General features: G+C 33.7%; 22 protein-coding genes and 2 tRNA genes. 20 read left to right on the forward strand and 4 right to left on the reverse strand.

Going from position 1 to position 25,983, the window contains the following annotated elements:
* The first annotated feature begins 21 nt into the window (after positions 1–21).
* From FLAPXU55_RS02085 to FLAPXU55_RS02115, 7 genes are all read left to right on the forward strand, one after another.
* Positions 22–219, forward strand: coding sequence for a hypothetical protein (locus tag FLAPXU55_RS02085; protein ID WP_180856369.1), 198 nt, complete (start codon positions 22–24; stop codon positions 217–219).
* Between the two features lie 51 nt (positions 220–270).
* Positions 271–453, forward strand: coding sequence for a hypothetical protein (locus FLAPXU55_RS02090; protein WP_180856370.1), 183 nt, complete (start codon positions 271–273; stop codon positions 451–453).
* 187 nt (positions 454–640) lie between these two features.
* Complete coding sequence (locus FLAPXU55_RS02095) at positions 641–1,315, forward strand: response regulator transcription factor (protein ID WP_053474400.1); 675 nt, start codon at positions 641–643, stop codon at positions 1,313–1,315.
* 10 nt (positions 1,316–1,325) lie between these two features.
* Positions 1,326–2,663 (forward strand): sensor histidine kinase, encoded by a 1,338-nt coding sequence (locus FLAPXU55_RS02100; protein ID WP_235991980.1) that lies wholly within the window; start codon positions 1,326–1,328, stop codon positions 2,661–2,663.
* 103 nt (positions 2,664–2,766) lie between these two features.
* The gene (locus FLAPXU55_RS02105) at positions 2,767–2,949 is read left to right on the forward strand and encodes a hypothetical protein (protein ID WP_180856371.1); all 183 of its coding nucleotides are present in this window, start codon (positions 2,767–2,769) and stop codon (positions 2,947–2,949) included.
* A gap of 173 nt (positions 2,950–3,122) precedes the next feature.
* Positions 3,123–4,358 (forward strand): metallophosphoesterase, encoded by a 1,236-nt coding sequence (locus FLAPXU55_RS02110; RefSeq protein WP_053474397.1) that lies wholly within the window; start codon positions 3,123–3,125, stop codon positions 4,356–4,358.
* A gap of 71 nt (positions 4,359–4,429) precedes the next feature.
* A complete protein-coding gene (locus FLAPXU55_RS02115) occupies positions 4,430–4,732 on the forward strand; it encodes a thioredoxin family protein (RefSeq protein ID WP_053474396.1) in 303 nt (100 codons plus the stop codon).
* Positions 4,733–4,765: 33 nt separating this feature from the next.
* On the opposite strand, the gene FLAPXU55_RS02120 is transcribed toward FLAPXU55_RS02115, so the two are convergent.
* Positions 4,766–5,404 carry a polysaccharide deacetylase family protein gene (locus tag FLAPXU55_RS02120; protein WP_073483111.1) on the reverse strand — a complete coding sequence of 213 codons (639 nt, stop codon included), beginning with the start codon at positions 5,402–5,404 and terminating at the stop codon, positions 4,766–4,768.
* Positions 5,405–5,499: 95 nt separating this feature from the next.
* Positions 5,500–8,781 (reverse strand): glycosyltransferase family 117 protein, encoded by a 3,282-nt coding sequence (locus tag FLAPXU55_RS02125; RefSeq protein ID WP_180856372.1) that lies wholly within the window; start codon positions 8,779–8,781, stop codon positions 5,500–5,502.
* A gap of 247 nt (positions 8,782–9,028) precedes the next feature.
* Here FLAPXU55_RS02125 and FLAPXU55_RS02130 point away from each other — a divergent pair.
* A tRNA-Gln gene (locus tag FLAPXU55_RS02130) sits at positions 9,029–9,099 on the forward strand.
* A gap of 109 nt (positions 9,100–9,208) precedes the next feature.
* Positions 9,209–9,279, forward strand: a tRNA-Gln gene (locus FLAPXU55_RS02135).
* Positions 9,280–9,363: 84 nt separating this feature from the next.
* Here the strand turns inward: FLAPXU55_RS02135 and FLAPXU55_RS02140 are convergent.
* Positions 9,364–10,188: a universal stress protein gene (locus tag FLAPXU55_RS02140; RefSeq protein ID WP_053474393.1), complete on the reverse strand. Its 825-nt coding sequence runs from the start codon at positions 10,186–10,188 to the stop codon at positions 9,364–9,366.
* Positions 10,189–10,361: 173 nt separating this feature from the next.
* Between FLAPXU55_RS02140 and rimP the strand changes: the two genes are divergently transcribed.
* The 4 genes from rimP (at position 10,362) to FLAPXU55_RS02160 (ending at position 15,673) form a co-directional block, all read left to right on the forward strand.
* The gene (rimP, locus tag FLAPXU55_RS02145) at positions 10,362–10,826 is read left to right on the forward strand and encodes a ribosome assembly cofactor RimP (RefSeq protein WP_053474404.1); all 465 of its coding nucleotides are present in this window, start codon (positions 10,362–10,364) and stop codon (positions 10,824–10,826) included.
* 13 nt (positions 10,827–10,839) lie between these two features.
* Entirely contained in the window at positions 10,840–12,093 is a 1,254-nt protein-coding gene (gene nusA, locus FLAPXU55_RS02150; protein ID WP_053474392.1) for a transcription termination factor NusA, read from the forward strand.
* 48 nt (positions 12,094–12,141) lie between these two features.
* The gene (gene infB / locus FLAPXU55_RS02155) at positions 12,142–15,012 is read left to right on the forward strand and encodes a translation initiation factor IF-2 (RefSeq protein ID WP_053474391.1); all 2,871 of its coding nucleotides are present in this window, start codon (positions 12,142–12,144) and stop codon (positions 15,010–15,012) included.
* 151 nt (positions 15,013–15,163) lie between these two features.
* Positions 15,164–15,673 (forward strand): DUF4920 domain-containing protein, encoded by a 510-nt coding sequence (locus FLAPXU55_RS02160; protein ID WP_180856373.1) that lies wholly within the window; start codon positions 15,164–15,166, stop codon positions 15,671–15,673.
* A gap of 111 nt (positions 15,674–15,784) precedes the next feature.
* Here FLAPXU55_RS02160 and FLAPXU55_RS02165 read toward each other — a convergent pair whose 3' ends face one another.
* Positions 15,785–16,174 (reverse strand): SPOR domain-containing protein, encoded by a 390-nt coding sequence (locus FLAPXU55_RS02165; protein WP_053474389.1) that lies wholly within the window; start codon positions 16,172–16,174, stop codon positions 15,785–15,787.
* 219 nt (positions 16,175–16,393) lie between these two features.
* Here FLAPXU55_RS02165 and FLAPXU55_RS02170 point away from each other — a divergent pair, with 219 nt between their 5' ends.
* The 7 genes from FLAPXU55_RS02170 to FLAPXU55_RS02200 are packed head-to-tail and all read left to right on the forward strand — an operon-like array spanning position 16,394 to position 25,970.
* Positions 16,394–17,734 carry a c-type cytochrome gene (locus tag FLAPXU55_RS02170; protein ID WP_180856374.1) on the forward strand — a complete coding sequence of 447 codons (1,341 nt, stop codon included), beginning with the start codon at positions 16,394–16,396 and terminating at the stop codon, positions 17,732–17,734.
* Positions 17,735–17,766: 32 nt separating this feature from the next.
* Complete coding sequence (locus FLAPXU55_RS02175; protein WP_180856375.1) at positions 17,767–20,826, forward strand: TAT-variant-translocated molybdopterin oxidoreductase; 3,060 nt, start codon at positions 17,767–17,769, stop codon at positions 20,824–20,826.
* A gap of 34 nt (positions 20,827–20,860) precedes the next feature.
* The gene (nrfD, locus tag FLAPXU55_RS02180; protein WP_053474386.1) at positions 20,861–22,261 is read left to right on the forward strand and encodes an NrfD/PsrC family molybdoenzyme membrane anchor subunit; all 1,401 of its coding nucleotides are present in this window, start codon (positions 20,861–20,863) and stop codon (positions 22,259–22,261) included.
* Positions 22,254–22,778, forward strand: a complete 525-nt coding sequence (locus FLAPXU55_RS02185; RefSeq protein ID WP_025572651.1) for a DUF3341 domain-containing protein — start codon at positions 22,254–22,256, stop codon at positions 22,776–22,778. Before nrfD ends, FLAPXU55_RS02185 begins: the two co-directional genes overlap by 8 nt.
* An 8-nt stretch (positions 22,779–22,786) precedes the next feature.
* Complete coding sequence (locus FLAPXU55_RS02190) at positions 22,787–23,332, forward strand: c-type cytochrome (protein WP_053474385.1); 546 nt, start codon at positions 22,787–22,789, stop codon at positions 23,330–23,332.
* Positions 23,333–23,359: 27 nt separating this feature from the next.
* Positions 23,360–24,757: a cation-translocating P-type ATPase gene (locus FLAPXU55_RS02195; RefSeq protein ID WP_053474384.1), complete on the forward strand. Its 1,398-nt coding sequence runs from the start codon at positions 23,360–23,362 to the stop codon at positions 24,755–24,757.
* A gap of 19 nt (positions 24,758–24,776) precedes the next feature.
* Positions 24,777–25,970, forward strand: a complete 1,194-nt coding sequence (locus FLAPXU55_RS02200) for a cytochrome c oxidase subunit II (RefSeq protein ID WP_180856376.1) — start codon at positions 24,777–24,779, stop codon at positions 25,968–25,970.
* Positions 25,971–25,983 lie beyond the last annotated feature (13 nt).

Genomic DNA, 25,983 nt, shown 5'->3' on the forward strand with positions numbered 1-25,983 from the left:
TTAATTTAAATCTTAGAAATCATGAGAAATTTATTGATGTTATTAACAGCAGTTTTAGGAACAAGCGCAATGGTTCATGCGTTTCCTGCAAAAGATGGTAAAACAGTTCCTGCAAAAGAAGTAAAAGCAACAAAACACCCGAAAAGCAAAACTGATAAAAAAACAAAATCAGTAAAAAGTGAAGCTCCAAAAGCAGAAACAGCAAAAACAAAAAAATAAACAAAAAGATAATTTAGAAAAAAAGGTTGGTTAATTTAAAAATTTAAAATCATGAAAAAATTAATTTTATTAGCGGTAGCAGTTTTAGGAACAACTGCAATGGTAAATGCTCAAACAACTCCAGCTCAGGCAGCGCCTGCTAAAGAAGTTAAAGCTACAAAACACCATCATAAAGGAAACAAAAAGGCAAAAGCTGAAGCTCCAAAAGAAGAAGCTGCAACCGTGAAAAAATAAGAATTACTCTCGTTTTGTTTTCGAAGCATTGTAACGGAGGCAAAACAGGAATAATGATTACGATGAATGCGATTGAAGAAAGCTGATGAAGAAATTTGTCAGCTTTTTTTATTCGTTAATTTTTTAATAACGCGTAACTGGACTTTTGATAATTGATTAATTTTAGTTGCGTTTAAATGCCTTTTTTATGAATGTTTTAATTGTTGAAGATAATAAGGAACTTGCTGTAGAGGTTTACGACTTTTTGTGCAATGCGGGTTATATTTGTAAAATAGCGAATAATTGTGCCGATGCTCTTGAAGAATTTGCCAGTAATGATTATGATGCGATGCTGCTTGATCTAGGCTTGCCTGACGGAGATGGTTTTGAGGTTTTGCAGACGATTCGAAAAACAAAATCAAAAATTGCGGTAATTGTGCTAACGGCGCGCGGAGAATTAGATGACAGGATTAACGGACTTCATCTGGGTGCCGATGATTATTTGACAAAACCTTTTGCTTTAACGGAATTAGCAGCAAGATTATTTGCCGTAATTCGCCGCATTCATGGTTTTACTTTAAACAATTTAAGCATTCACGGATTTTTACTGCAGCTTCAGGATTATAAAGTGAGTTTTAATGATGTGCCTTTAAGTTTGACCAAAAAGGAATTTGATATTTTTCAATATTTAGTTCTGAATAAAAACAGGGTAATTACAAGATTGCAGTTAACAGAACATATTTGGGGCGATATTCTGGAGGTAAACTCCGATTCTAATTTTATAGATGTTCACGTTCGTAACCTTCGAAAAAAATTAGATAAACATACTTCGATTGATTGGTTTGAAACCGTTCGAAATGTTGGTTATCGTATTAATGAATAAATAGATTTTTGTGAAGATAAAACATCAATTGGCCATATTTAATGCACTAACAAGATTGTTGGTGATTTTGGTTTTATGGCTCATGCTTCCTATTTTGGTCGAAAATGTGGTTTACAGGCACATTAATAACGGATTAATCGAAAAGAAACAGAAATTCATTGACCATTTAAATCAGCAGGAGATTAATGATTTTATCGAAAATGAAGATGATTCGACCGAAACTTATTCACAGTTTTCGACACTTCACAGTGAATTTTTGGTTCTTTCCAGAGTTCCTATAAAACCGCATCAAAAGAAAACTTCTTTCAGTAATGAATACCGAATTATTGAAGGTGAAGAAAATGAATATCGAATTCTGCAGCATCATTTTAGTTATCAAAATGAGGAATATCAACTCGAAATTGGCAGCAGCTTAAGCGAAGTAAAAGACCTTACTTTTATTATAAAGCTTTTTATAATAATCGTTTTAGTTATTATTCTTCTAGTAACTTTTTTGGCAGATACTTTTTATATCGAATATTTACTGAAACCGTTTTATAAAATTATTGATACTAAAATAAGGCGGGTCAACGAACCGGAGGTTTTTGATCATACGCCAATAAAGGCAAAATCGAGGGATTTTAGGGAATTAGATTTGGTTTTAAACCAAATGATGAATCGTATTGCAGAGCTTTTTAAAAAAGAAAAACAGTTTATTTCTAATGTTTCGCACGAGCTTTTAACTCCAATTGCTTTATTAAAAAACAAGCTGGAGAATTTATTACAAAATGATTCTTTAGATGATAATGCTGTGGATAAAATTGCGGGTTCATTGAAAACGCTTGATATGCTGAAAAAAATCATCAATAATTTACTGTTGATTTCCCGAATCGAAAACAATCAATATGAAGCTAACGAAAATATCAGTTTTCAGGAAATAATAAACGATCTGCAGGAAGATCTGCAGGATCGTATTGATGATAAAGGAATTGCCTTTGTTAATAAAATGGAACATGATTTTGTTTTTAGAGGAAACAAAACTTTAATTCATATTCTGATCTATAATTTAGTGACGAATGCCATAAAATATAATAAGCCGGGCGGAAGTATTATTGTTTCTGATGGGTTTTTGCAAAATCAATATTTTATTTCAATTACTGATTCTGGTATTGGTCTAAACGAATCGCAAATCGAAAATATTTTCAACCGCTTTGCCAGAGTAAGTTCAGATCAGGAAGGGCAGGGGTTAGGTCTTGCTATTGCTAAAAGTATTGCTGTTTTTCATCATATAGAAATTAAAGTCAATTCTCTTATAAACGAAGGAACAACCTTTACTTTATTGTTTCCGGAGATGCAAAAACACAATTAAAAGTTAATTTTTTCAGATTGGTTCAATCTTCATTTTGTCTTCATTTACTGATTATATCTTTGAGCTATAAATAAAGAAGTAGTAATCACAAAAATCAACAATCATGAAAAAATTAATTTTATTAGCGGTAGCAGTTTTAGGAACAACTGCAATGGTAAATGCTCAAACAACTCCAGTAAAAGAAACTCCGGCAAAAGAAGCAAAAGCTGCTAAAAAAGAGAAAAAAGCTGATAAAAAAGCTAAAAAAGCAGAAGCTAAGCCAGAAGCGGCAAAAGCTCAAAAATAATGCGATAAAGGTTTATTGAATAAACTTTGTTGTAGACTAAAGGTTTTAAATAATTTGGTTGCAAAAGCTGATAGAGAAATCTATCGGCTTTTGCTATTATTTGAGTTAAATTTTTGATAATAAAAAGCGATAGAATATTCATTCTTTGTTACTTTGCTTAAAACTGTAAATAAATGATCCTTCGTTTTGTAATTCTATGTGCTCTTTTTCTATTTATTGAGTTCTATTCGTATCAAGCCTTTCGTACTTTAATCAAATTAAGATGGGTATTGATCAGCTATCAAATTATTAGTGTACTGCTTTTAGTTTTCATAATATATTCTTTTACGCAATTTGACCGTTCTGTTGGGCAGACCAAACAAACCATGTTTACAATGGGATTAATGTTATTGGTTTATGTTCCTAAAATTGTGCTTACACTTGTAATGTTTGGAGAAGATATTTTTAGAATCGGAGCCAGTATATTAAACTATTGCATGTATAATGCGCCTAGAAAAGAAATGATGCCGGACAGACGTAAGTTTGTCAGTCAGATTGCTTTAGGATTGGCGGCGGTTCCGTTTTTATCTTTGATTTACGGAATTTTCGAAGGGAAATATAATTTTAAAGTATTCAAGCAGACTATCTTTTTTCCGGATCTTCCAGATGAATTTGATGGTTTTAAAATAACACAGATTTCTGATGTTCACAGCGGAAGTTTTGATAATCCTGATAAAATTAATTATGCAATTGATTTGATTAATGAACAGGAATCAGATATGATTTTGTTTACGGGTGATATTGTCAATACGCATGCAAAAGAAATGCATCCGTGGCTGGAAACTTTTAGCAGAATTAAAGATTACAAATACGGAAAATATGCAGTTTTAGGAAATCATGATTATGGAGAATATGTAACGTGGCCTTCTGAAAAAGAAAAAGATGAGAACTTCGCAGAAATCAAAAATCTTTATGGTAAAATAGGTTTTGATTTGATGTTAAATGAAAATAAATACATTCAAAAAGGTGCAGATAAAATTGCTTTAGTTGGTGTTGAAAACTGGGGACAGAATTTTAAGAAAGCCGGAGATTTGAAGAAAGCTTCACAAGGACTTCACGAGACTGATTTTAAAGTTTTAATGAGTCACGATCCAAGCCATTGGGAATATGAAGTAAAAAAAGATCCTAAAAACTTTCATCTGACTTTATCAGGTCATACGCACGGAATGCAGTTTGGAATTGAAATTCCGGGATATTTCAAATGGAGTCTGGCGCAATACATTTATAAACAATGGGCGGGACTTTATGAAGAAGCCGGAAGATATGTTTATGTGAACCGTGGATTTGGTTTTCATGCTTATCCTGGACGAGTTGGAATTATGCCTGAAATCACGGTTATTGAACTAAAAAAAGGTAAGAATGTGGCTTAATTCGTTAAAAATGCTACATTTGTATTAATTATATCTTTTTAATAGATTAAAAGAATTAAATTTTTGGTTTTATGTCAAAATTTGGAGAACTTATAAATGCTCAGGTTCCAGTGTTAATTGACTTCTACACAGATTGGAACGAATCATCAGTATTGATGCATCCGGTAATAAAGGATGTTGCGGCTGCGCTTGGAGACAAAGCGAAGGTAATTAAAATTGATGTTGATAAAAATCAGGAACTGGCCGAAGCATTACGAATTAAAGGACTTCCGACTTTAATGATTTACAAAGAAGGACAAATGATCTGGAGACAATCTGGAGAACTTGATGCAAATACACTTATCGGAATTGTTCAGGATCAATTCGACGTATAAAATACTTCAGAAATAAGATATTGTTCGGGTTTTCTAATGAATAATATCAAACTTATATCCATTCTCTTTTAAAAAATGCAGCGTTTTTGGTAAGGCAAATTTTAAATTTGGCGATGCTTTTATGCTGTCATGAAATACAATTACACTTCCGGATTTTACATTTTTAGTAACATTTTCAAGGCATTTTTCTGGAGTTATACTTTGATCGAAATCGGCGCTTAAAACATCCCACATTATTATTTTATAGCCAAGTTTGCGTAAAATCTTAGATTGTGCTTTTTTAATTTTTCCGTAAGGCGGACGAAATATTAAATTGTTCGGCTTTATTTCTTCTTCTAAAATCTTAGCACAGTTATTTACATTTTCGATATAATCATTCGTATGTATTTTCCAGCCATTTACGTGGTTCATGGTGTGATTTCCAATACAATGACCGTCTGTGATTAATTTTTCGAATAAAGATAAATTGGCTTTAATATTTTTTCCAATACAGAAGAAAGTAGCTTTTGCATCAAACTTTTTTAGTTCAGATAAAACCCAGTCTGTAATCTCTGGGGTTGGGCCGTCATCAAATGTTAAGTATATTTTCTTTTCGTTGTTTGGAATATCCCAACAATATTTAGAAAACACCTTTTTAATAAATGAATTAGTTTTTACCCAATAAAAGCTCATTTTGATTTTATTTATGTCTACGTAAAAATAAAAAATGCAGCGCTTTTTATCAAGAAGCACTGCATTTTTTTAATCAATATATTTTTCGTATATTATTATTCTTTTTCGCGTCCAAAACGTTCAAAAACATTTACATATGTATTAAATACCGTTTTATGTTTTTCATAGAAAGCTTTGTCCTTGTTTTCTCTCATAACATGCAGTAAACTTCTGTAACGTTCGATATCTGTAATAATATCCATTGCTAAATCAGTTTGGTCGCCTGGAGGAAGTGTAGCGTAATAGTTTAGATTTTCTTTGTATTTATTTACAAGTTTGTCTAATAAATCATGTGCTTTAGCAGTTTCTCCTACTTTATAATATCCGCCTGCAAATGGCTCAACTAAAGAATAATAACCAAATTTATCCAATGGCATTTTTGTCATTGCTAAATTAATTACGTTTTTAGCCTTGTCAATTTTACCTTCGGCAATAAGTTCGTCTACTAAACGAGATAAGTTAGTACGGTATGTAATACTGTTTCTTCTGGTTTCAGGATCATGATAAATTTTTTCACTTTCGCTGTTACCCCAATCCCATTTCATAACGATATCATACATTTTATCGGCATCAATTTGTCCCATATCCATTGGCCCGCCATCTTTAGAAGGCACGTTTCTAACAGGAACTAATTTATAAACCATACCGTCTAATTGCAGATAGTCTTTTAACCATAAATAATCTTCATCGTCAAAAGCACCTCCGCTAAAATAAATTGGACGTTTCCAGTTATTATTAGCCAAAATATCCAGCATCATTAATCTGTTTTTGTAAAGAGCACTTCCTTTAATGTCAATATCCATATAAGAAACAATTGAATCATTATATTTAGGATTTACAACTTTGTTTTTAAGAATGATGTTTTTGTCAACATTCACTCTAATTTTATTTGTTGGATAAAAGTGAATTGTCTGTCCGTTTTGTAAACCTACAGTTGACTTTGGATTTTTAATAAAATCAAGGAAATCTTTAATGTTCCAGCGTGTTTCAATCTTCGGAATATGAGCTACATAATCTAACTTATCCCCAACATATTGATCATGTGTAAATGATATTGGTAAAGGATCAGATTCATATGATTTTGCTTTCATTTGGTCGATATACCAATCCGTCATGAAAAGACTTGTATTTACAATCTTAACATCGGTTCTAAAATGTTCAATTTCCTGAGCATACCAAAGCGGGAAGGTATCGTTGTCTCCAATCGTAAATAAAATAGCATCCTTATCACACGAACTTAAATATGCTTTTGCCATTGCAACAGCAGTATATCTGTTTGATCTGTCGTGATCATCCCAGTTTTGAGAAGCCATTAAAACCGGCGCTGCCAATAAACTTACTGCAATAATAGCTGGTCCGGCGATTTTTGGAGCAATATATTTCTGAATACTTTCATATAAAGAATAAACTCCAAAACCAATCCAGATGGCAAAGACATAGAAAGATCCAACCAGCGCATAATCTCTTTCACGAGGTTCAAAAGGTCTTTCATTTAAATAGATTTTTAAAGCGATTCCCGTAAATAAGAATAAGGCTAAAAGCACATAAAAACTTTTAAGGTCTTTATTAGCATGATACATTATTCCAATTAATCCTAAAATGAAAGGAAGGAAATAGTAAACGTTACGTCCTTTGTTGTTTAAAACATCAGATGGTAATTTATCCTGAGAGCCCAAATGAACAGAGTCAAGCGCTTTGATTCCGCTAATCCAGTTTCCATCTAAGTTGTCATATTTCCCCTGAACATCGCTTTGACGTCCAACAAAATTCCACATTAAATATCTCCAGTACATATATCCAAATTGGTATTCGAACATAAAACTGAAATTATCACCAGTAGTTGGTTTTTCGATTATAAGATATTCTCCGTAGCTTTTTAAGAATTTAACATAGCCTTCGTTGTCAATTTGCTTTTGAGCGTATGCATTTCTGAATTCAGAAATTGTTTTTTCTACTTCATTACGAAGCTGTCCAGTTGCTTTGTTGTATTCTTCTTCTGTTAATTGACTTGCATCAATTCCGTATTTCCCTAAATCATCCTCATAATTATAGTCTGGATTGATTCGGAATTTAGGCGGATTTGTAAAGCTAATGTAGTTTTGAATGTGTCCGGTTTCGGTACTCCACATTCTTGGCAGAATTGCTTTTTGATTGTCGTCGCTGTTTTGTTCTGCGTTTTTATAATTGTTGGTAATAATATATTTACCAGTTTTATTGTCTCTTTCGTAGTTAGGTTTTTTGTCTAAATATGGAGTGTTAGCATCAAGACCGGCGAAAACTTCGGTATATTGAGGACCATAAAATAATGGATTTACACCGTATTGTTCACGATTGTAGTAGGCTAAAACCTCGGCAGCATCTGATGGTTTGTTTTCATTAATTACTGTATTGGCATTTGCACGAACAGGAAGCATCATCCAGGTAGAGAAACCAATTAATATAAATAAAGTACAAAGGATGATGGTGTTATAAAAAATTAATCCTTTTTGTTTAGTGAATTTTAATCCGAAATAGAAGAAAGCAATTAATAATAAAGTCACAAAAATAGTTCCCGAATTAAAAGGCAATCCCAAACTATTTACCATGAAAATTTCGGTTTTACCAAAGAAAGCCATCGTTAAAGGCAAAAGTAATTTGAAGATAAACAACAAAATTCCTATCACAACTACATTGGCAATAAGGAAGTTTTTAATGGTAACTTTTTCGTAATGCTTAAAATAATATAAGAATCCAATTGACGGAATCGTTAATAACGCCATAAAGTGAACTCCAAAAGAAAGACCAACAACCAAAGAAATGATTAATAACCATTTATTCCCTTTTGGTTTGTCCATATCTTGTTCCCAGCGTAATCCAAGCCAGAATAGTAATGCAATTAATAAAGAAGCCATTGCATAAACTTCGGCCTCGACAGCATTAAACCAAAAACTGTCAGAGAAAGTATAGGCTAAAGCTCCAACAAAAGAACTTCCTAAAATAACAATAGAATTATTTTGATCGATTTCGGCAAAGCGCGCTACGATTTTCTTTAAAATCATAGAAGAAGACCAAAACATGAATAAAATTGTAAAGGCACTAGAAAAAACAGACATCATATTTACCATTACGGCTACATGCTGGGCATCTATAGCAAACATGGCAAAGAAAGCTCCCATCATTTGGAATAAAGGTGCTCCCGGAGGGTGGCCAACTTCTAGTTTAGCAGCTGTGGCAATATATTCGCCGCAATCCCAAAAGCTCATTGTAGGTTCGACAGTTAATGTGTAGGTAATTAAAGCGATTGCAAATGCAAACCAACCAATAATTGTATTCCATTTATTGAAATTGAATTGTGCCATATTTAGGTGTTATAATTTTGTATGTTTTTCAATCCTACAAAGAAAATGTTTTTTTATGTAAAGAAACGAGCATTAACAAAAAATTCTATAATAACTATTTGTAAATATTAATGTATTGTGTATAAGGCTCTTTGTGAAAAGTGCGAGACTTTAAAATGAAAAAGAATGAAAAAAAATATTTTTTTTGATAAAAAAGTTTGCGCAAACTAAATAAAACCTTAAATTTGCACTCGCTTAACAGCACTGCTGGTCTATGGTGTAATGGTAACACAACTGTTTTTGGTGCAGTCTTTCTAGGTTCGAGTCCTAGTAGACCAACGTAAAAAGCCTCTCAAATCGAGAGGCTTTTTTTTATGCAAAAAAGTTTGCTTAAAAATTTGCACAATTTAAATAAAGGTTTAATTTTGCACCCGCTTAACAGCATTGCTGGTCTATGGTGTAATGGTAACACAACTGTTTTTGGTGCAGTCTTTCTAGGTTCGAGTCCTAGTAGACCAACATAAAAAGCCTCTCAATCGAGAGGCTTTTTTTATGGAATAAATTTAAAATTCAGAGTATTTATTTCTTCATTGAAATTTTGATTTAAATTTTTAAGGTGATAACTGGTTTTACCGCATGGTTTACTAAGCCTTCACTTATACTTCCGTTAAAAAAGTGTGCGAAACCAGTTCTTCCATGAGTACACATTCCAATAATATCGGCGTTTATGCTGTTAGAGAAATTGATAATTCCTTTTTCGATATTAGTGTCATTGTAGATATGTGTGTCGTAATTTGTGAGATTGAAATGATTTGTAAAATCCTTAATTGCTTGTTCGATTACGTGTGTTGGTTTAAAACTATTTGGAGTGCAAATAGTTACCAGATGTAATTTTGCGTCAAAGGATCTAGTGAAATTTAAAAGCCTTTCAAACGGTTTTTTGGTTTCTTCTGTAAAATCAGAAGCAAAAACAATATTTTGAACATTGAAATCTGAAATGTCTTTTTTGATGACTAAAACAGGAATTTCGGAATTTCTTACTACTTTTTCGGTATTTGAACCAATTAATAATTCTTCAAGTCCTGAAGAACCGTGTGAGCCCATAATAATTAAATCAATATTATAGTCTTTGCTTACTTGAGTAATACCGTGAATTGGTTTGTCCATTTTTACAACTTCCGTGACCTGAATTCCGTCAAGAAAAGCGCTTTGTGAGATTGCGTCAAGAGTCTCATTTGCTTTTTGCATAAAAAGCATAGTTTCGGGAATGCTTACACCTCCAAATATTGCATCATTGGTTTGATGCGGGAATTCGAGCATGTGTAAAATAATGATTTCAGAATTGTTTTTTTTGGCGATTTGAGCGGCGATTTTTAAGGCGTGTTCTGCATGTTCTGAAAAATCAGTAGGTACTAAAATTCGTTTCATAATTTTCGGGTTAAATTATTAGAATAATATGTTTTTGAACGCTACTATAAAGATAAGAAATATTTTTAGAGCAATCTATTTATTTGATTTATAAAAAAATCACTATATTTGCACCGTTATTTATTAAAATCTAAATAATGAGGGGACTAATTGTCCCCTCTTTTTATAAAATTATGACATTTAAGGAAAAAGTAAACGAATTAATTACAGAAGCTCTTCTGGAAAAGCCATCGATCTTTTTGATTGATCTTGCGGTTTCGGATTCTTTTAAAATTAGTGTAGGTTTAGACGGAGATAATGGAGTGGCGCTTCAGGATTGTATTGATATTAGTCGTGCAATCGAGAATAATCTGGATCGTGAAGAACAGGATTTTTCGCTTGAAGTTGCATCGGTTGGAGTAGGTTCTCCTTTGAAATTAATAAGACAATACAAGAAAAATATTGGTAGAACGTTGATTGTTACTACAAATAATGAAAAAATTGAAGCAGAATTAGTAGAAGCTAACGATGTTTTTATAATTTTGTCTTGGGAGGCAAGAGAACCGAAAAAAGTAGGAAAAGGAAAAGAAACAGTTCAAAAAGAACAACAGATACCTTATACAGAAATTAAAGAGGCAGTTGTTACAGTAACATTTTAATTAAAGAATTCGCATGGAAAATTTAGCATTAATCGATTCATTCTCAGAGTTTAAAGATAATAAACTTATTGATCGTGTAACGCTTATGGCAATTTTAGAGGACGTGTTTAGAAATGCATTGAAGAAAAAATACGGTTCTGATGATAATTTCGATATCATTATAAATCCTGACAAAGGGGATATGGAGATATGGAGAAGAAGAGTTATCGTTGCTGACGAAGATCTTGATTTTGAAAATGAAGAAATTACTTTGACTGAAGCAAGAATGATCGAAGCGGATTTTGAAATTGGTGAAGAGGTTTCTGAAGAGGTAAAATTGATTGATTTAGGAAGAAGAGCTATTTTGGCTTTGCGCCAAAACTTAATATCTAAAATTCACGAACACGATAATACAAATCTTTACAAGCAATTTAAAGATATTATTGGTGATATTTATACTGCCGAAGTACACCACGTGCGTCCAAGAGTTGTTATTTTAGTTGACGATGAAGGAAATGAAATTGTGCTTCCAAAAGAAAAACAAATTCCATCTGACTTTTTCCGTAAAGGAGATAATGTTCGTGGAATCATTGAAAGCGTTGAATTAAAAGGAAATAAACCACAAATTATTATGTCTAGAACTTCTGAGAAGTTTTTAGAAAAATTATTTGAACAAGAAATTCCTGAAGTATTCGACGGTTTAATTACAGTTAAAAATGTAGTGCGTATCCCGGGAGAAAAAGCAAAAGTTGCTGTAGACTCTTACGATGACAGAATTGATCCTGTTGGAGCGTGTGTAGGTATGAAAGGATCTCGTATTCACGGAATCGTTCGTGAATTAGGAAACGAAAATATCGACGTAATCAACTATACAAACAATATTCAATTGTTTATTACAAGAGCATTAAGCCCTGCAAAAGTTTCTTCAATCAAAATTGATGAAGAAAACAAAAGAGCTGAAGTATTCTTGAAATTAGAAGAAGTTTCTAAGGCAATTGGTAGAGGAGGTCACAATATTAAATTAGCAGGTCAGCTAACAGGTTACGAATTAGATGTTATTCGTGAAGGAGATGTTGCAGGTGCAACGGCTGATGAAGACGATGTTGAATTAACAGAGTTCTCAGATGAAATCGAAGACTGGGTAATTGAAGAATTTGCTAAAATAGGTTTAGATACTGCAAAAAGTATCTTAAAACAAGAAGTAGAAGATTTAGTAAGAAGAACGGATTTAGAAGAGGAAACTATTCTTGACGTTATGAAAATACTAAAAGAAGAGTTTGATAACTAATTATCTGCTCTAACAACACAACGAAAAAGGTAATAATAAAAAGGTTATATGTCTGAAGAGAGAGTAATAAGAATAAACAAGGTTTTAAGGGAATTAAATATCTCGTTAGAAAGAGCTGTTGATTATCTAAAAGATAAGGGAATTGCTATTGATGCAAATCCAAATGCTAAAATTTCTGACAGCGAATTTAATATCCTGCAAAGCCAATTTGCGGGCGATAAGGGGAATAAGGAAGCTTCTAAAGAAGTAGGGGAAGAGAAAAGAAAAGAAAAAGAAGCATTGCGTGTTGAGCGCGAGAAAGAAATTGAGGACAAACGCAGACAAGACGAAGAACGTCAGAAACAACAAGAAATCATCAAAGCGAGAGCTGTTGTTACTGGGCCTGTTCAAGTTGGTAAAATTGATTTAAATCCAAAAAAACCTGCTGTTGCTCCAGAAGAACCAGTTAAGGCTGAAGAGCCTAAAACTGTTACTCCATCTCAAACAGAAAAACCTGTTCAAAAAGAAACTGCACCATCAGAGCCTGTTGCTCCTGTAGTATCTGAAGAGAAAAAGGTGGAAAAACCAATTATTACAGAGAAAAAAGAAGTAAAAGCTGAGAATTCTAAAACAGCGCAGGAGCCAATTGTTTCAACTGATCCTGCAACTGCTGAAGAAACGATCACTACTCAATATCAAAAATTATCAGGAACTACTCTTACTGGGCAGACAATTGACTTATCTCAATTTAACAAGCCTAAGAAAAAGAAGGAAGAACCGAAAATTACTCCAAATAAACCTGGAGCTCCGGGAGCTGGAAACAATAATAACGCTAATAAAAATAAGCGTAAAAGAATCGCTCCTAAACCTGGTACACCGGGTGCACCAAAACCTGCAACAGGAAATGCGCCGGGAACACCAAATCCTAATAAAATTACTCCAAATACAGGAGGTGGAGGCTTTAATGCTAACAGAAGTGCAAGACCAGGTTTTGTAAAAGGAAACCGTCCTGCAATTGTTGCAAAAGTAGAGCCTACTGAAGAAGAAGTAAAAAACCAAATTAGGGAAACTCTTGAAAAACTTCAAGGTAAAGGTGGTAAATCTAAAGCCGCTAAATACAGAAGAGATAAAAGAGAAACGCACCGTCAAAAATCTGATGATGAGCAAAGAGCTCTTGACGAAGGAAGTAAAACAATTAAAGTTACAGAATTCGTTACAGTAGGTGAAATTGCAATCATGATGGATGTGCCGATTACTAAAGTAATTGGAACTTGTATGTCTCTTGGAATCATGGTAACAATGAATCAGCGTTTAGATGCTGAAACATTAACTATTGTTGCTGATGAATTTGGTTACGAAGTTGAGTTTATTACTGTTGATATCGAAGAAGCAATTGAGGTTGTTGAAGATAAAGAAGAAGATTTAGTTACAAGAGCACCTATCGTTACTGTAATGGGTCACGTCGATCACGGTAAAACATCTTTACTGGATTATATCCGTAAAGAAAATGTTATCGCTGGTGAGTCTGGAGGTATTACACAGCACATTGGAGCTTACGGAGTAACTCTTGATAATGGTCAAAAAATCGCATTCTTAGATACACCGGGTCACGAGGCGTTTACCGCAATGCGTGCACGTGGAGCTCAAGTTACCGATATTGCTATTATCGTAGTAGCGGCGGATGATGATATCATGCCACAAACAAAAGAAGCAATTTCTCACGCACAAGCTGCGGGAGTACCAATTATATTTGCAATCAATAAAATTGATAAACCAAATGCTAATGTTGAGAAAATCAAAGAGCGTCTGGCTAGTATGAATTTACTTGTTGAAGATTGGGGTGGAAAAATTCAGTCACATGATATTTCTGCAAAAGTTGGAACAGGAGTAAAAGAATTATTAGAGAAAGTTTTATTAGAAGCAGAAATCTTAGATTTAAAATCTAATCCAAATAAAGCGGCTCAAGGAACAGTTGTTGAAGCTTTCTTGGATAAAGGAAAAGGATATGTATCAACAATTTTAGTTCAGCATGGAACTCTTAAAGTTGGAGATTATATGCTGGCAGGAAAACACCATGGTAAAGTTAAGGCGATGCATGATGAAAGAGGGCATATTGTATTAGAAGCTGGTCCTTCAACTCCGGTATCTGTTTTAGGTTTAGATGGAGCTGCAACAGCGGGTGATAAGTTTAATGTATTTGAAGACGAAAAAGAAGCAAAACAAATTGCATCTAAACGTTCTCAATTAATGCGTGAACAATCTGTACGTACGCAGCGTCATATTACACTGGACGAAATTGGACGTCGTATCGCTCTTGGTCAGTTTAAAGAATTGAACGTAATCCTTAAAGGAGACGTTGATGGATCTGTTGAAGCATTATCAGATTCGTTCTCTAAACTTTCTACTGAAGAAATTCAAATTAATATTATCCATAAAGGAGTTGGTGCAATTACAGAAACTGACGTTATGTTGGCTTCTGCATCTGATGCAATTATTATCGGATTTAACGTTCGTCCTGCTGGAAACGCAAGACAGCTTGCTGATAAAGAAGAAATCGATATCCGTTACTACTCTATTATCTACGCAGCAATCGATGACTTGAAAGATGCGATGGAAGGAATGTTAGCTCCTGAAATGAAAGAAGAAATTTTAGGAACTGCAGAGATTCGCGAGATTTTCAAAATTTCGAAAGTTGGTTCAATCGCTGGTTGTATGGTAACAGATGGTAAAATCTTAAGAACTTCTAAAATTAGAGTTATTAGAGATGGAGTTGTAGTTCATACAGGTGATCTTGTTGCTTTAAAACGATTCAAAGATGACGTTAAAGAAGTAAGTAAAGGTTACGATTGTGGTATCCAGATTAAAGGATTTAATGATATCGAAATAAGCGATGTTATTGAAGCTTACCATGAAGTAGCAATTAAAAAGAAATTGAAATAATATTCAAATCTATATGTAAAGTCCCAATGAAAATTGGGACTTTTTTTATGGGCTCAATTTATATTTGTCTACTTTGATATAGTTTATAAATATTTTAGCCAACTCAAATTTTAGTATTATTTTTGGGAGAATCAATTTAATACTATATAATATGAAGTCAATAATATATTCATTCGTTTTGTTTTTATGTTTTTCTACTTTGTCTTTTTGTCAGGAAGCTGTAGAAAAACCTGCTCCGCCATCGGGTAATGCACTAATTGGAGATTTCTATGGTGCTGATGTTTCTGTCGTTTCAATTAACAAAGCAATTTCTGTTGAAAAGCTTGAAAGCAAATTAAAGGATACAAAAAAAGAAGAAGGGATTGCTGTGAAAGGTGAGGTGACTAATGTTTGTGAAAAAAGGGGATGCTGGATAACTCTTAAGATGGAAGATGGATCATCTTTCTTTGTAAAAATGAAAGATTATGCGTTTTTTGTTCCAACAGCTCTAAAAGGTAAAAAAGTAGTTTTAGAAGGTAACGCAGAGCGCAAAGTTACATCTGTAGACGAGTTGAAGCATTATGCAAAAGATGCTAAAAAGTCAAAAGCTGAGATTGATGCTATTACTGCGCCAAAAGAAGAAATTAGATTTTTAGCAGATGGAATAAAAGTGGTGAACTAAATTTTGATTTATAGTTGAATCTGCAAAAGTTGAAGAGTTTAAAGACGTTTAGGTTTATAAAAAGAAAAAGCGAGATAATTATCTCGCTTTTTCTTTTTATTTAGTTTTTAATTATTTACCAGGCTTAAGTAAAAAGACGCTTTTGTACTTTTTTCTAATGTCAATTAAATTCCTTTCGGCTTCTATTCTTGATTTAAAATTTCCAACAATAACCTTGTAATTCGGAGTGTTAAAAATTATGGTGCCGTCAATATTTGTATATTCTCTTTTGAAGTCTGACAAAGTCTTTTTTGCATCTTCGCTTTTGCCGCTAAAAATTTGAATTCGATAAGAATCGTTTGTACTTATTGATGTGTTAAATTTACGTTTGTCGTTCAATAATTGCTCAAATTTTGGGTCTTGATTCAGTGTTAAATTTTGGCTTTGAGCATGAATATTATATGCTAATGTCAACATTGTGAATGTTAAGAAAACGTTTTTTGAAGAGGTTAAAATTCTCATAATGTGATGGTTTTTATGCAAAAATACTATTTAAAGTTTGTATGTAAAATTTTAATATTATTTAGAATTGATATAAATTGATATTTAAGACTATTTTAAGGTTTTGAGAATAGTTCATAAGTCGTATTTTTGTGCAAGTTTTAAAAGAAGGTATTAGTTTTTGTCTGATTTATTACAGAAAAAATCATACCAAAAATTAGTAGATAATTATTATACTATATGAAAAAGGTGGGTAACCATAATTCGATCTCAAGAAAATTATTACTTAGTTTATCGCTAACGTTAATTTTCTCCCTAACTTCATTTGCTCAAGATCCGGCTGCAGCTCCTGCGGCGACTGAAGCTGCTGCAGCTCCTGCTGCTGCATCTGGTGGTGGTGATCCGGTAAAAGGGAAAGAACTTTTTAATGCAAATTGCGCTGCATGTCACAAATTAGATGCTAAATCAACTGGTCCGGCTCTTAGAGGAGTTGCTTCTAAACATGAAATGGCTTGGATTTACAAGTGGGTTCATAATAGCTCTGAAGTAATTAAGTCAGGTGACCCTGTTGCTGTAAAGCTTTTTGAAGAGAATAACAAGTCTGTAATGACTTCGTTTCCTCAGTTATCTGAAGCTGATATTGATAATATTATCGCTTACACTTCTGAAGAAAAACCTGTTGCTGATCCTACTAAAACGGTGAGTGCAGGGCCTCCGGGAACTCAAGTTGAAGGCGGTGGAATTTCTAACAATATTATTTTAGGAGCTCTTGCTTTAGTAATGGCTATTTTAGTTGTTATGTTGTTCATGGTGAACAAAGTATTAACTAAAGTTGCAAGTAATAATGGAATTGTAGTTGGGCCTAAAGAAGCTAGAACTCCAATTTGGAAAGCATTTGCTAAAAACCAATTTTTAGTATTAGTTACTTCTATATTCTTGCTTTTAGCTAGTGGATATTTTGTATATGGTTACTTGATGCAGGTTGGTGTTGATCAGAATTATGAGCCAATTCAGCCAATTCACTATTCTCACAAAATTCACGCTGGAGATAACGAGATCAATTGTAAATATTGTCACTCTGCTGCACGTGTGAGTAAAACTGCAGGTATTCCTTCTTTAAATGTTTGTATGAACTGTCATAAAAATATTTCTGAAGTTGCAGAAACTACTGCTACTGCTGAATACAGCAAAGCATTTTACGATGCTCAGATTCAAAAATTATACGATGCTGTTGGATGGGATAAGACTAAACAAGCTTATACTGGAAAAACACAGCCTGTAAAATGGGTTCGTATTCACAATCTTCCTGATTTTGTTTACTTCAACCACTCACAACACGTTTCTGTTGCAGGAGTTGAATGTCAAACTTGTCACGGTCCAGTACAGGAATTTGAAATCATGAAGCAATATTCTAAATTAACAATGGGATGGTGTATTGACTGCCATAGAAAAACTGATGTTAAGATGGAAGGAAATGCATATTATGATAAAATTCATGCTGAACTTTCTAAAAAATACGGTGTAGAGAAATTAACTGCAGCGCAAATGGGAGGTTTAGAATGCGGTAAATGCCACTATTAATCGAATTATTAAGATTTTAATATTTATATACAATGTCATCAAACAAAAAATACTGGAAAAGTGTTGAAGAACTAGAAAATAGTTCTATTGTTGAGGCGCTTAGAAATAACGAATTTGTTGAAGAGATTCCTACGGATGAATTCTTAGGAAATGCAGATGCTTTAGCTTCATCTGGAACTTCACGTCGTGACTTTTTAAAGTACGTAGGATTTAGTACTGCGGCAGTTACACTTGCTGCTTGTGAAGGTCCTGTGCACAAGTCTATCCCTTATGTATTACAACCAGAGCAAATCATTCCTGGTGTTGCAGATTACTATGCAACTACTGTTTTTGATGGTTTTGATTTTGCTAACCTTTTGGTGAAAACTCGTGAGGGTCGTCCAATTAAAATTGAAAACAATACTATTTCTGGAGCTAAGTTTTCAGCTAATGCAAGAGTTCATGCATCTATCTTAGGATTATATGATAGTATGCGTTTGAAAGCTCCTAAATTAGATGGAAAAGTTAGCAGCTGGTCAGCAGTTGATTTAAAAATTAAATCAAGTTTGGCAGATGCTAAGGCAAAAGGAGGTCAGGTAGTATTATTAACTAATACTTTAGCAAGTCCATCTACTGAGAAATTAATAGGTGAGTTTATTGCTAAAAACCCAAATGCAAAGCATGTTGTTTATGATGCGGTTTCTTCTTCTGATGCATTAGATGCATTCGAAACTGTATATGGAGAGAGAGCTTTGGTTGATTATGATTTTTCAAAAGCTTCATTAATTGTATCTGTTGGTGCTGATTTCTTAGGAGACTGGCAAGGTGGTGGATACGATGCTGGATATGCAAAAGGACGTATTCCTCAAAACGGAAAAATGTCTCGTCATTTTCAGTTTGAATCAAACATGACTTTATCTGGAGCTGCTGCTGATAAGCGTGTACCAATGAGTACAGCTGATCAAAAACAAGCTTTGGTTCAAATTTATAATATTGTTGTTGGTGCTTCTGTTCCTGTTACTTTAGATGAAAAATTTAAAGCAGAAGTTGTAAAAGCTGCTCAGCAATTAAAAGCATCTGGTACAAAAGGAATTTTAGTATCAGGAATTGAAGATAAAAATGCACAATTATTAGTTTTAGCTATCAATCAGGCATTGGCTAGTGAAGCTTTTAATACTGCTGGAACTAGACAAATTAGAAAAGGTTCTAATGCTGTTGTAGCACAATTAATTAAAGATTTGAATGCAGGAAGTGTTCATACTTTAATTATGAGTGGTGTTAACCCGGTTTACACTTTAGCTGATTCAGCTTCTTTCGTGTCTGGATTGAAAAAAGTAAAAACATCAGTTGCTTTTTCTTTAAAAGAAGATGAAACTGCTGCAATATCTACAATTGCTGCTCCTGCACCTCATTATTTAGAGTCTTGGGGAGATGTAGTAATTACAAAAGGAACTTACAGTTTAACTCAGCCTACAATTCGTCCAATCTTTGATACAAAACAATTTCAGGATGTTTTATTATCAGTAAATGGAACACCTGGAACTTTCTATGATTATGTAAAAGCTAATTCTGCAGCAATCATTACTGGTTCTTCTTGGAATAAAGTTTTACATGATGGTGTTTTTGTAATTGGCTCTACTGCTTTAGCTGGTGGTTCATTTGATTTCGCTGGTGCTGCAAGTGCACTTTCAAAATCAAAATCTGCTGGAGACTTTGAATTAGTATTATATACTAAAACAGGTATGGGTGATGGACAACATGCAAACAACCCTTGGTTACAAGAGTTCCCAGATCCAATTACAAGAGTTTCTTGGGATAACTATGTTACAGTTTCAAATACAGATGCTAAAAAATTAGGATTATCAAATGAAATTGTTGCAAACGGAGGTTTAAATGGTAGTTATGCTACTATTACTATAGCTGATGGTTCTAAATTAGAAAACGTTCCGGTAATTGTTCAGCCAGGACAAGCTGTTGGAACAGTTGGTTTAGCTGTAGGTTACGGTCGTAAAGCGGCTTTAAAAGAAGAAATGCAAGTAGGTTTAAATGCTTACGCTTTATATAAAAATTTCAATAGTGTTCAGTCTGTTTCTATTGCTAAGGCAAATGGAGAGCATGAGTTTGCTTGTGTTCAAGGGCAGAAAACATTAATGGGTAGAGGAGATATCATTAAAGAAACTACTCTGGACGTATTTAATAAAGAAAATGCTGAACATTGGAACCCACAGCCAATGGTATCTTTAGATCATCAGGAAGTAAAAGCTACTACTGTTGATTTATGGGAATCATTTGATCGTTCTACTGGACACCATTTTAACCTTTCAATTGACTTAAATGCTTGTACAGGATGTGGAGCATGTGTTATTGCTTGTCATGCAGAAAACAACGTACCAGTTGTTGGTAAAGCAGAGGTAAGAAGAAGCCGTGATATGCACTGGTTGCGTATTGACAGATATTATTCTTCTGAAAGTACTTTTGAAGGTGATAACGAAAGAAAAGAAAAAATTGCTGGTTTATCTAGTTCATTATCTACATTTAATGAAATGGAAAAACCTGGAGATAACCCACAAGTAGCATTCCAGCCTGTAATGTGTCAACACTGTAATCACGCACCATGTGAAACAGTTTGTCCGGTTGCTGCAACTTCTCACGGTCGTCAAGGTCAAAACCACATGGCATATAACAGATGTGTTGGTACTCGTTACTGTGCTAATAACTGTCCATATAAAGTTCGTCGTTTCAACTGGTTCTTGTACAACAAAAACAGTGAATTCGATTATCACATGAATGATGATTTAGGTCGTATGGTATTAAACCCAGACGTAAACGTTCGTTCTCGTGGAGTTATGGAAAAATGTTCATTCTGTATCCAAAGCACTCAAGCTGTTATCCTTGAAGCTAAACGTCAAGGTAGAGTAGTAGCTAAAGACGAGTTCAACAATGCTTGTGCATGTTCTGCAGCTTGTTCTTCTGGTGCGATGGTATTTGGAGATGTAAATGATAAAGAAAGCGAAGTTGCTAAATTAGCAGAAAGCGATAGAATGTATCATTTATTAGAGCATGTTGGTACAAAACCAAATGTTTTCTACCACGTAAAAGTTAGAAACACTTAGTAAAATTATTAATTAAGAAACAATATAAAGGATTATGTCGTCTCACTACGAAGCACCCATTAGAAAACCTTTAGTTATAGGTGATAAATCATATCATGATGTAACTGTAGATGTGGCAGCGCCTGTTGAAGGACCTGCAAATAAACAATGGTGGATTGTATTTTCAATCGCATTAACAGCCTTCCTTTGGGGGTTAGGCTGTATAATTTACACCGTATCTACCGGAATTGGAACATGGGGATTAAATAAAACAGTTGGTTGGGCTTGGGATATTACTAACTTCGTTTGGTGGGTTGGTATTGGTCACGCTGGAACTTTGATTTCTGCGGTATTATTACTTTTCCGTCAACGTTGGAGAATGGCTATTAACCGTTCTGCAGAAGCAATGACTATCTTCTCAGTAGTTCAAGCAGGTTTATTTCCAATTATTCACATGGGACGTCCATGGTTAGCATACTGGGTTTTACCTATTCCAAATCAATTTGGATCTTTATGGGTAAACTTTAACTCACCATTGCTTTGGGACGTATTCGCAATCTCAACGTATCTTTCAGTATCATTAGTTTTCTGGTGGACTGGTTTATTACCTGACTTTGCAATGCTTCGTGATAGAGCTATAACTCCATTTAATAAAAGAGTTTATTCTATCCTAAGTTTTGGATGGAGTGGAAGAGCAAAAGACTGGCAGCGTTTTGAAGAAGTATCTTTAGTATTAGCTGGTTTAGCTACTCCTCTTGTACTTTCTGTACACACGATTGTATCTATGGACTTTGCTACTTCTGTAATTCCAGGATGGCATACAACAATTTTCCCTCCATACTTCGTTGCTGGAGCGGTATTCTCAGGATTTGCGATGGTAAATACATTGTTGATCGTTATGAGAAAAGTTTCTAACCTTGAAGCATACATTACATTACAGCATATCGAGTTAATGAACATCATTATCATGATTACTGGATCTATAGTAGGTGTAGCTTACATCACTGAGTTATTTGTAGCTTGGTATTCAGGTGTAGAATATGAGCAGTATGCATTCTTAAACAGAGCTACCGGACCTTACTGGTGGGCATATTGGTCGATGATGACTTGTAACGTTTTCTCTCCACAATTTATGTGGTTCAAAAAATTAAGAACAAGTATCATGTTTTCATTTATTATTTCGATCGTTGTAAACATCGGAATGTGGTTTGAAAGATTCGTAATTATTGTTACTTCTTTACATAGAGATTACCTTCCATCTTCTTGGACAATGTTCTCACCAACATTTGTTGATATTGGAATTTTCATTGGAACAATTGGTTTCTTCTTTGTATTGTTTTTATTATACTCTAGAACATTCCCTGTAATTGCTCAGGCAGAGGTAAAAACAATTTTGAAAGGAACAGGAGATAATTACATTAGAGAAAGAGCAAATAAAGATTCACATCATGAGTAATAAAGTAATATACGCCATTTATAATGACGATGATATTTTGATGGATGCAGTAAAGAAAACCAGAGCTGCTCATCATCATATTGAAGAGGTTTTTACTCCATTCCCAGTTCACGGATTGGATAAAGCCATGGGTTTAGCACCAACAAGATTAGCAATTTGTGCTTTCCTATATGGATGTGTTGGTATTTCTGTTGCAACAACAATGATGAGTTATATTATGATTCATGACTGGCCGCAGGATATTGGTGGAAAACCAAGTTTTAGTTTCATTCAGAATATGCCTTCTTTTGTGCCAATTATGTTTGAGATGACTGTATTTTTCGCTGCGCACTTAATGGTAATTACTTTTTATATGAGAAGTAGATTATGGCCATTTAAGCAAGCTGAGAATCCTGATGTAAGAACAACAGATGACCATTTCTTAATGGAAGTTGCTGTAAACGATAACGAAGCAGAACTTGTTTCTTTTTTCGAAGGTACAGGAGCTGTTGAAGTTAAAGTAATTGAAAAGAATTAATTGTAGCTATGAAAAGGATATATAAAATAACACTTTTAGTTGGTATAACTATTTTAGTTTCATCTTGCCACAATAATTCGGCACCAAACTATCAGTATTTCCCAAATATGTATGAATCTGTGGCATATGAGCCATATACAGAGGCAAAAATATTTAAAGGAGACAAAGAAGGACAGCTTCCTGTTGAAGGAACTATTAATAGAGGTTTTGAGCCTTATGAATATGAAAATTCGACTACAGGTTATGAATTGGCAAAAGCTAATTTAAAATCTCCTTTGACTGAAGAAGAAAGAAATTCTGGAAAAGGTAAAGAACTTTTCGAAATTTATTGTATCAGCTGCCATGGTGCTGCTGGTAACGGTAAAGGTAAATTGGTTGAAAGAGAAAAATTTCTTGGAGTACCTAGCTATAAAGACAGAGATATTACTGAAGGAAGTATATTTCACGTTGAAACTTATGGTTTAAATGCAATGGGTTCACACGCAAATCAATTAAGTGCCCACGAACGTTGGTTAGTTGCTGACTATGTTCTAAAACTAAAAAGCCAATTATAATTGTTGAACAAACTGATCGTAATAGATATGTATACATTTTCAAGTAAATTAAAAACTTTTTCTATCATCTTAATGGTTCTTGGACTATTAGGAATTGGGTATGGTTTTTTAAGTGCGCCTAAAGATATTCAAGAAGTTGAAAAAATACTAGCTGCTGAGGCTCATGGAGAACATGGTGCTGCGCATGCGGAATCTGCAGAGGTTTCTCATAAAGAAGCAGGACATCATGAAGCTGCCGCTGAAGCTTCACACGAAGAACACAAAGGTGGAGAGCACGCAAAAGTTGGCGCTGCTGATGAACACACAGAACATTTAAATCACGTATTGCACCAATTGCAAAACAAGCCTTGGTCTGCATTATATGTAGCTTGTATTTTCTTTTTACTGCTTTCTATGGGGGTTTTAGCTTTTTATGCTATTCAACAAGTTGCTCAGGCAGGTTGGTCTCCAGTTTTGTTTAGAGTAATGCAAGGTATTACAGCTTATTTGCCTGCAGGTTCTATCATCTTTTTTATAATCTTAGTTTTATGCGGATTACATTTTAATCATATTTTTGTATGGTTAGGTGAGCATGTTACAGATCCAACTCATGCTGATTATGATGAAATAATTGCGGGTAAATCTGGATATTTAAACTTTCCATTTTGGATTGTTAGAGCTTTTATCTTTTTACTAGGATGGAATTTATACCGTCATTTTTCTAGAAAAAACTGTTTAGCTCAAGACGAAGCTAACGATGATCTTTACTACAAAAAGAACTTTAAGTTATCTGCAGGATTCTTAGTTTTCTTTATTGTTTCTGAATCAATTATGTCTTGGGACTGGATTATGTCATTTGATCCTCACTGGTTCAGTACTTTGTTTGGATGGTATGTTTTCGCTTCTTTCTTTGTAAGCGGAATTACTTCAATAGCTTTAGTTACAATATATTTAAAATCTAAAGGATATTTAGAATACGTAAATACAAGTCACATTCACGATTTAGCTAAATTTATGTTTGGTATTAGCGTTTTCTGGACTTACTTATGGTTTTCTCAATTCATGTTGATCTGGTATGCTAACATTCCAGAGGAGGTAACTTATTTTGTAACAAGAATTCAATTGTATAACCTGCCTTTCTTTGGTGCAGTTGTTATGAATTTTGTTTTCCCATTATTAATATTAATCAATACTGACTTTAAACGTCTTAGCTGGGTTATTGTTATGGCGGGTGTTGTAATATTATTAGGTCATTATGTTGATTTCTTTAATATGATTATGCCTGGTACAGTTGGAGACAAATGGTTTATTGGAGTTCCTGAAATTGCGTCTATTCTTTTCTTCTTAGGTCTATTTATATTTGTTGTATTTACTGCATTAACTAAGTCACCTTTGCTTGCAAAAAGAAATCCTTTCATTGAAGAAAGTAAACATTTTCATTATTAATATTTAAAGAAGTAAACAGATGACAAGTTTGTTGGTAATTATAGTTTTAGTTTTATTAGCAGTTGCACTATGGCAATTGACCAAGATATTTGATCTTACTCAAGTAGGATCTTCTTCGGACGATTCTCAAGTTGCATCAGATAATGATAATAACATTCAGGGATATATCATGTTTGGCTTTTTGGCATTCATTTATATATTTACTATTTATGGTTTACTAAAATGGGGTAATTTGGCACTTCATACTCCTGCTTCTGAGCATGGAATTTTAGTAGATAGTTTAATGAATATTACTTGGGTGTTGATCTTTACAGTACAGGTTATTACACAAGGTTTACTATATTGGTTTTCTTTTAAAAATAGAGGACATAAAGATAGAAAAGCATTATTTTTTGCAGATAGTAATAAATTAGAGGCAATCTGGAGTATTATTCCATCTGTAGTTTTAGCATGTTTAATTCTTTACGGATTGTATGCTTGGAATAACATTATGTTTGTTGACAAAGATGAAGATGTAGTTGAAATTGAATTATACGCTCAGCAATTTAAATGGACTGCCAGATATGCAGGAAATGATAATGTTTTAGGAAAAGCTAACGTACGTTTAATTGAAGGAATCAACACATTAGGAGTTGATATGTCAGATCCTAATTCTCAAGATGATATTGTAGTTACTGAATTACATATTCCTAAAGGTAAAAAAGTACATTTCAAAATGCGTTCTCAAGACGTTTTACACTCAGCTTACATGCCTCACTTTAGAGCGCAGATGAACTGTGTACCTGGAATGGTTACTGAATTTGCTTTCGTTCCAACTTACACTACTGCAGAGTACAGAGAGTTGCCATTTATGATTGAAAAAGTGGCAAATATCAATAAACTTAGAGCTGAAAAAAGTGTTGAGTTAGTTGCAAAAGGAGGAACAGCTTTAGATCCTTATACATTTGATTATTTATTATTGTGTAATAAAATCTGTGGAGCTTCACACTATAACATGCAAATGAAAGTTGTTGTTGATACTCCTGAAGATTATAAAAAATGGTTAAGTGAAAAAACAACTTTAGCTCAGGATATTAAAGCGGCAGCTGCTGCTGAAAAACCAGCTGAAGGAGTTGAAGGAGCTGCTGTAGATACTGCTGCTAAAGTAAAAGATACTGTAAAAGCAGTTATCGATACTGTTAAGGCTGCGGTTGCTAAAGTAGCTATGAAATAATATTATTAAGAAA

The sequence above is a fragment of the Flavobacterium panici genome, assembly GCF_903819335.1.
Taxonomy (GTDB): domain Bacteria; phylum Bacteroidota; class Bacteroidia; order Flavobacteriales; family Flavobacteriaceae; genus Flavobacterium; species Flavobacterium panici.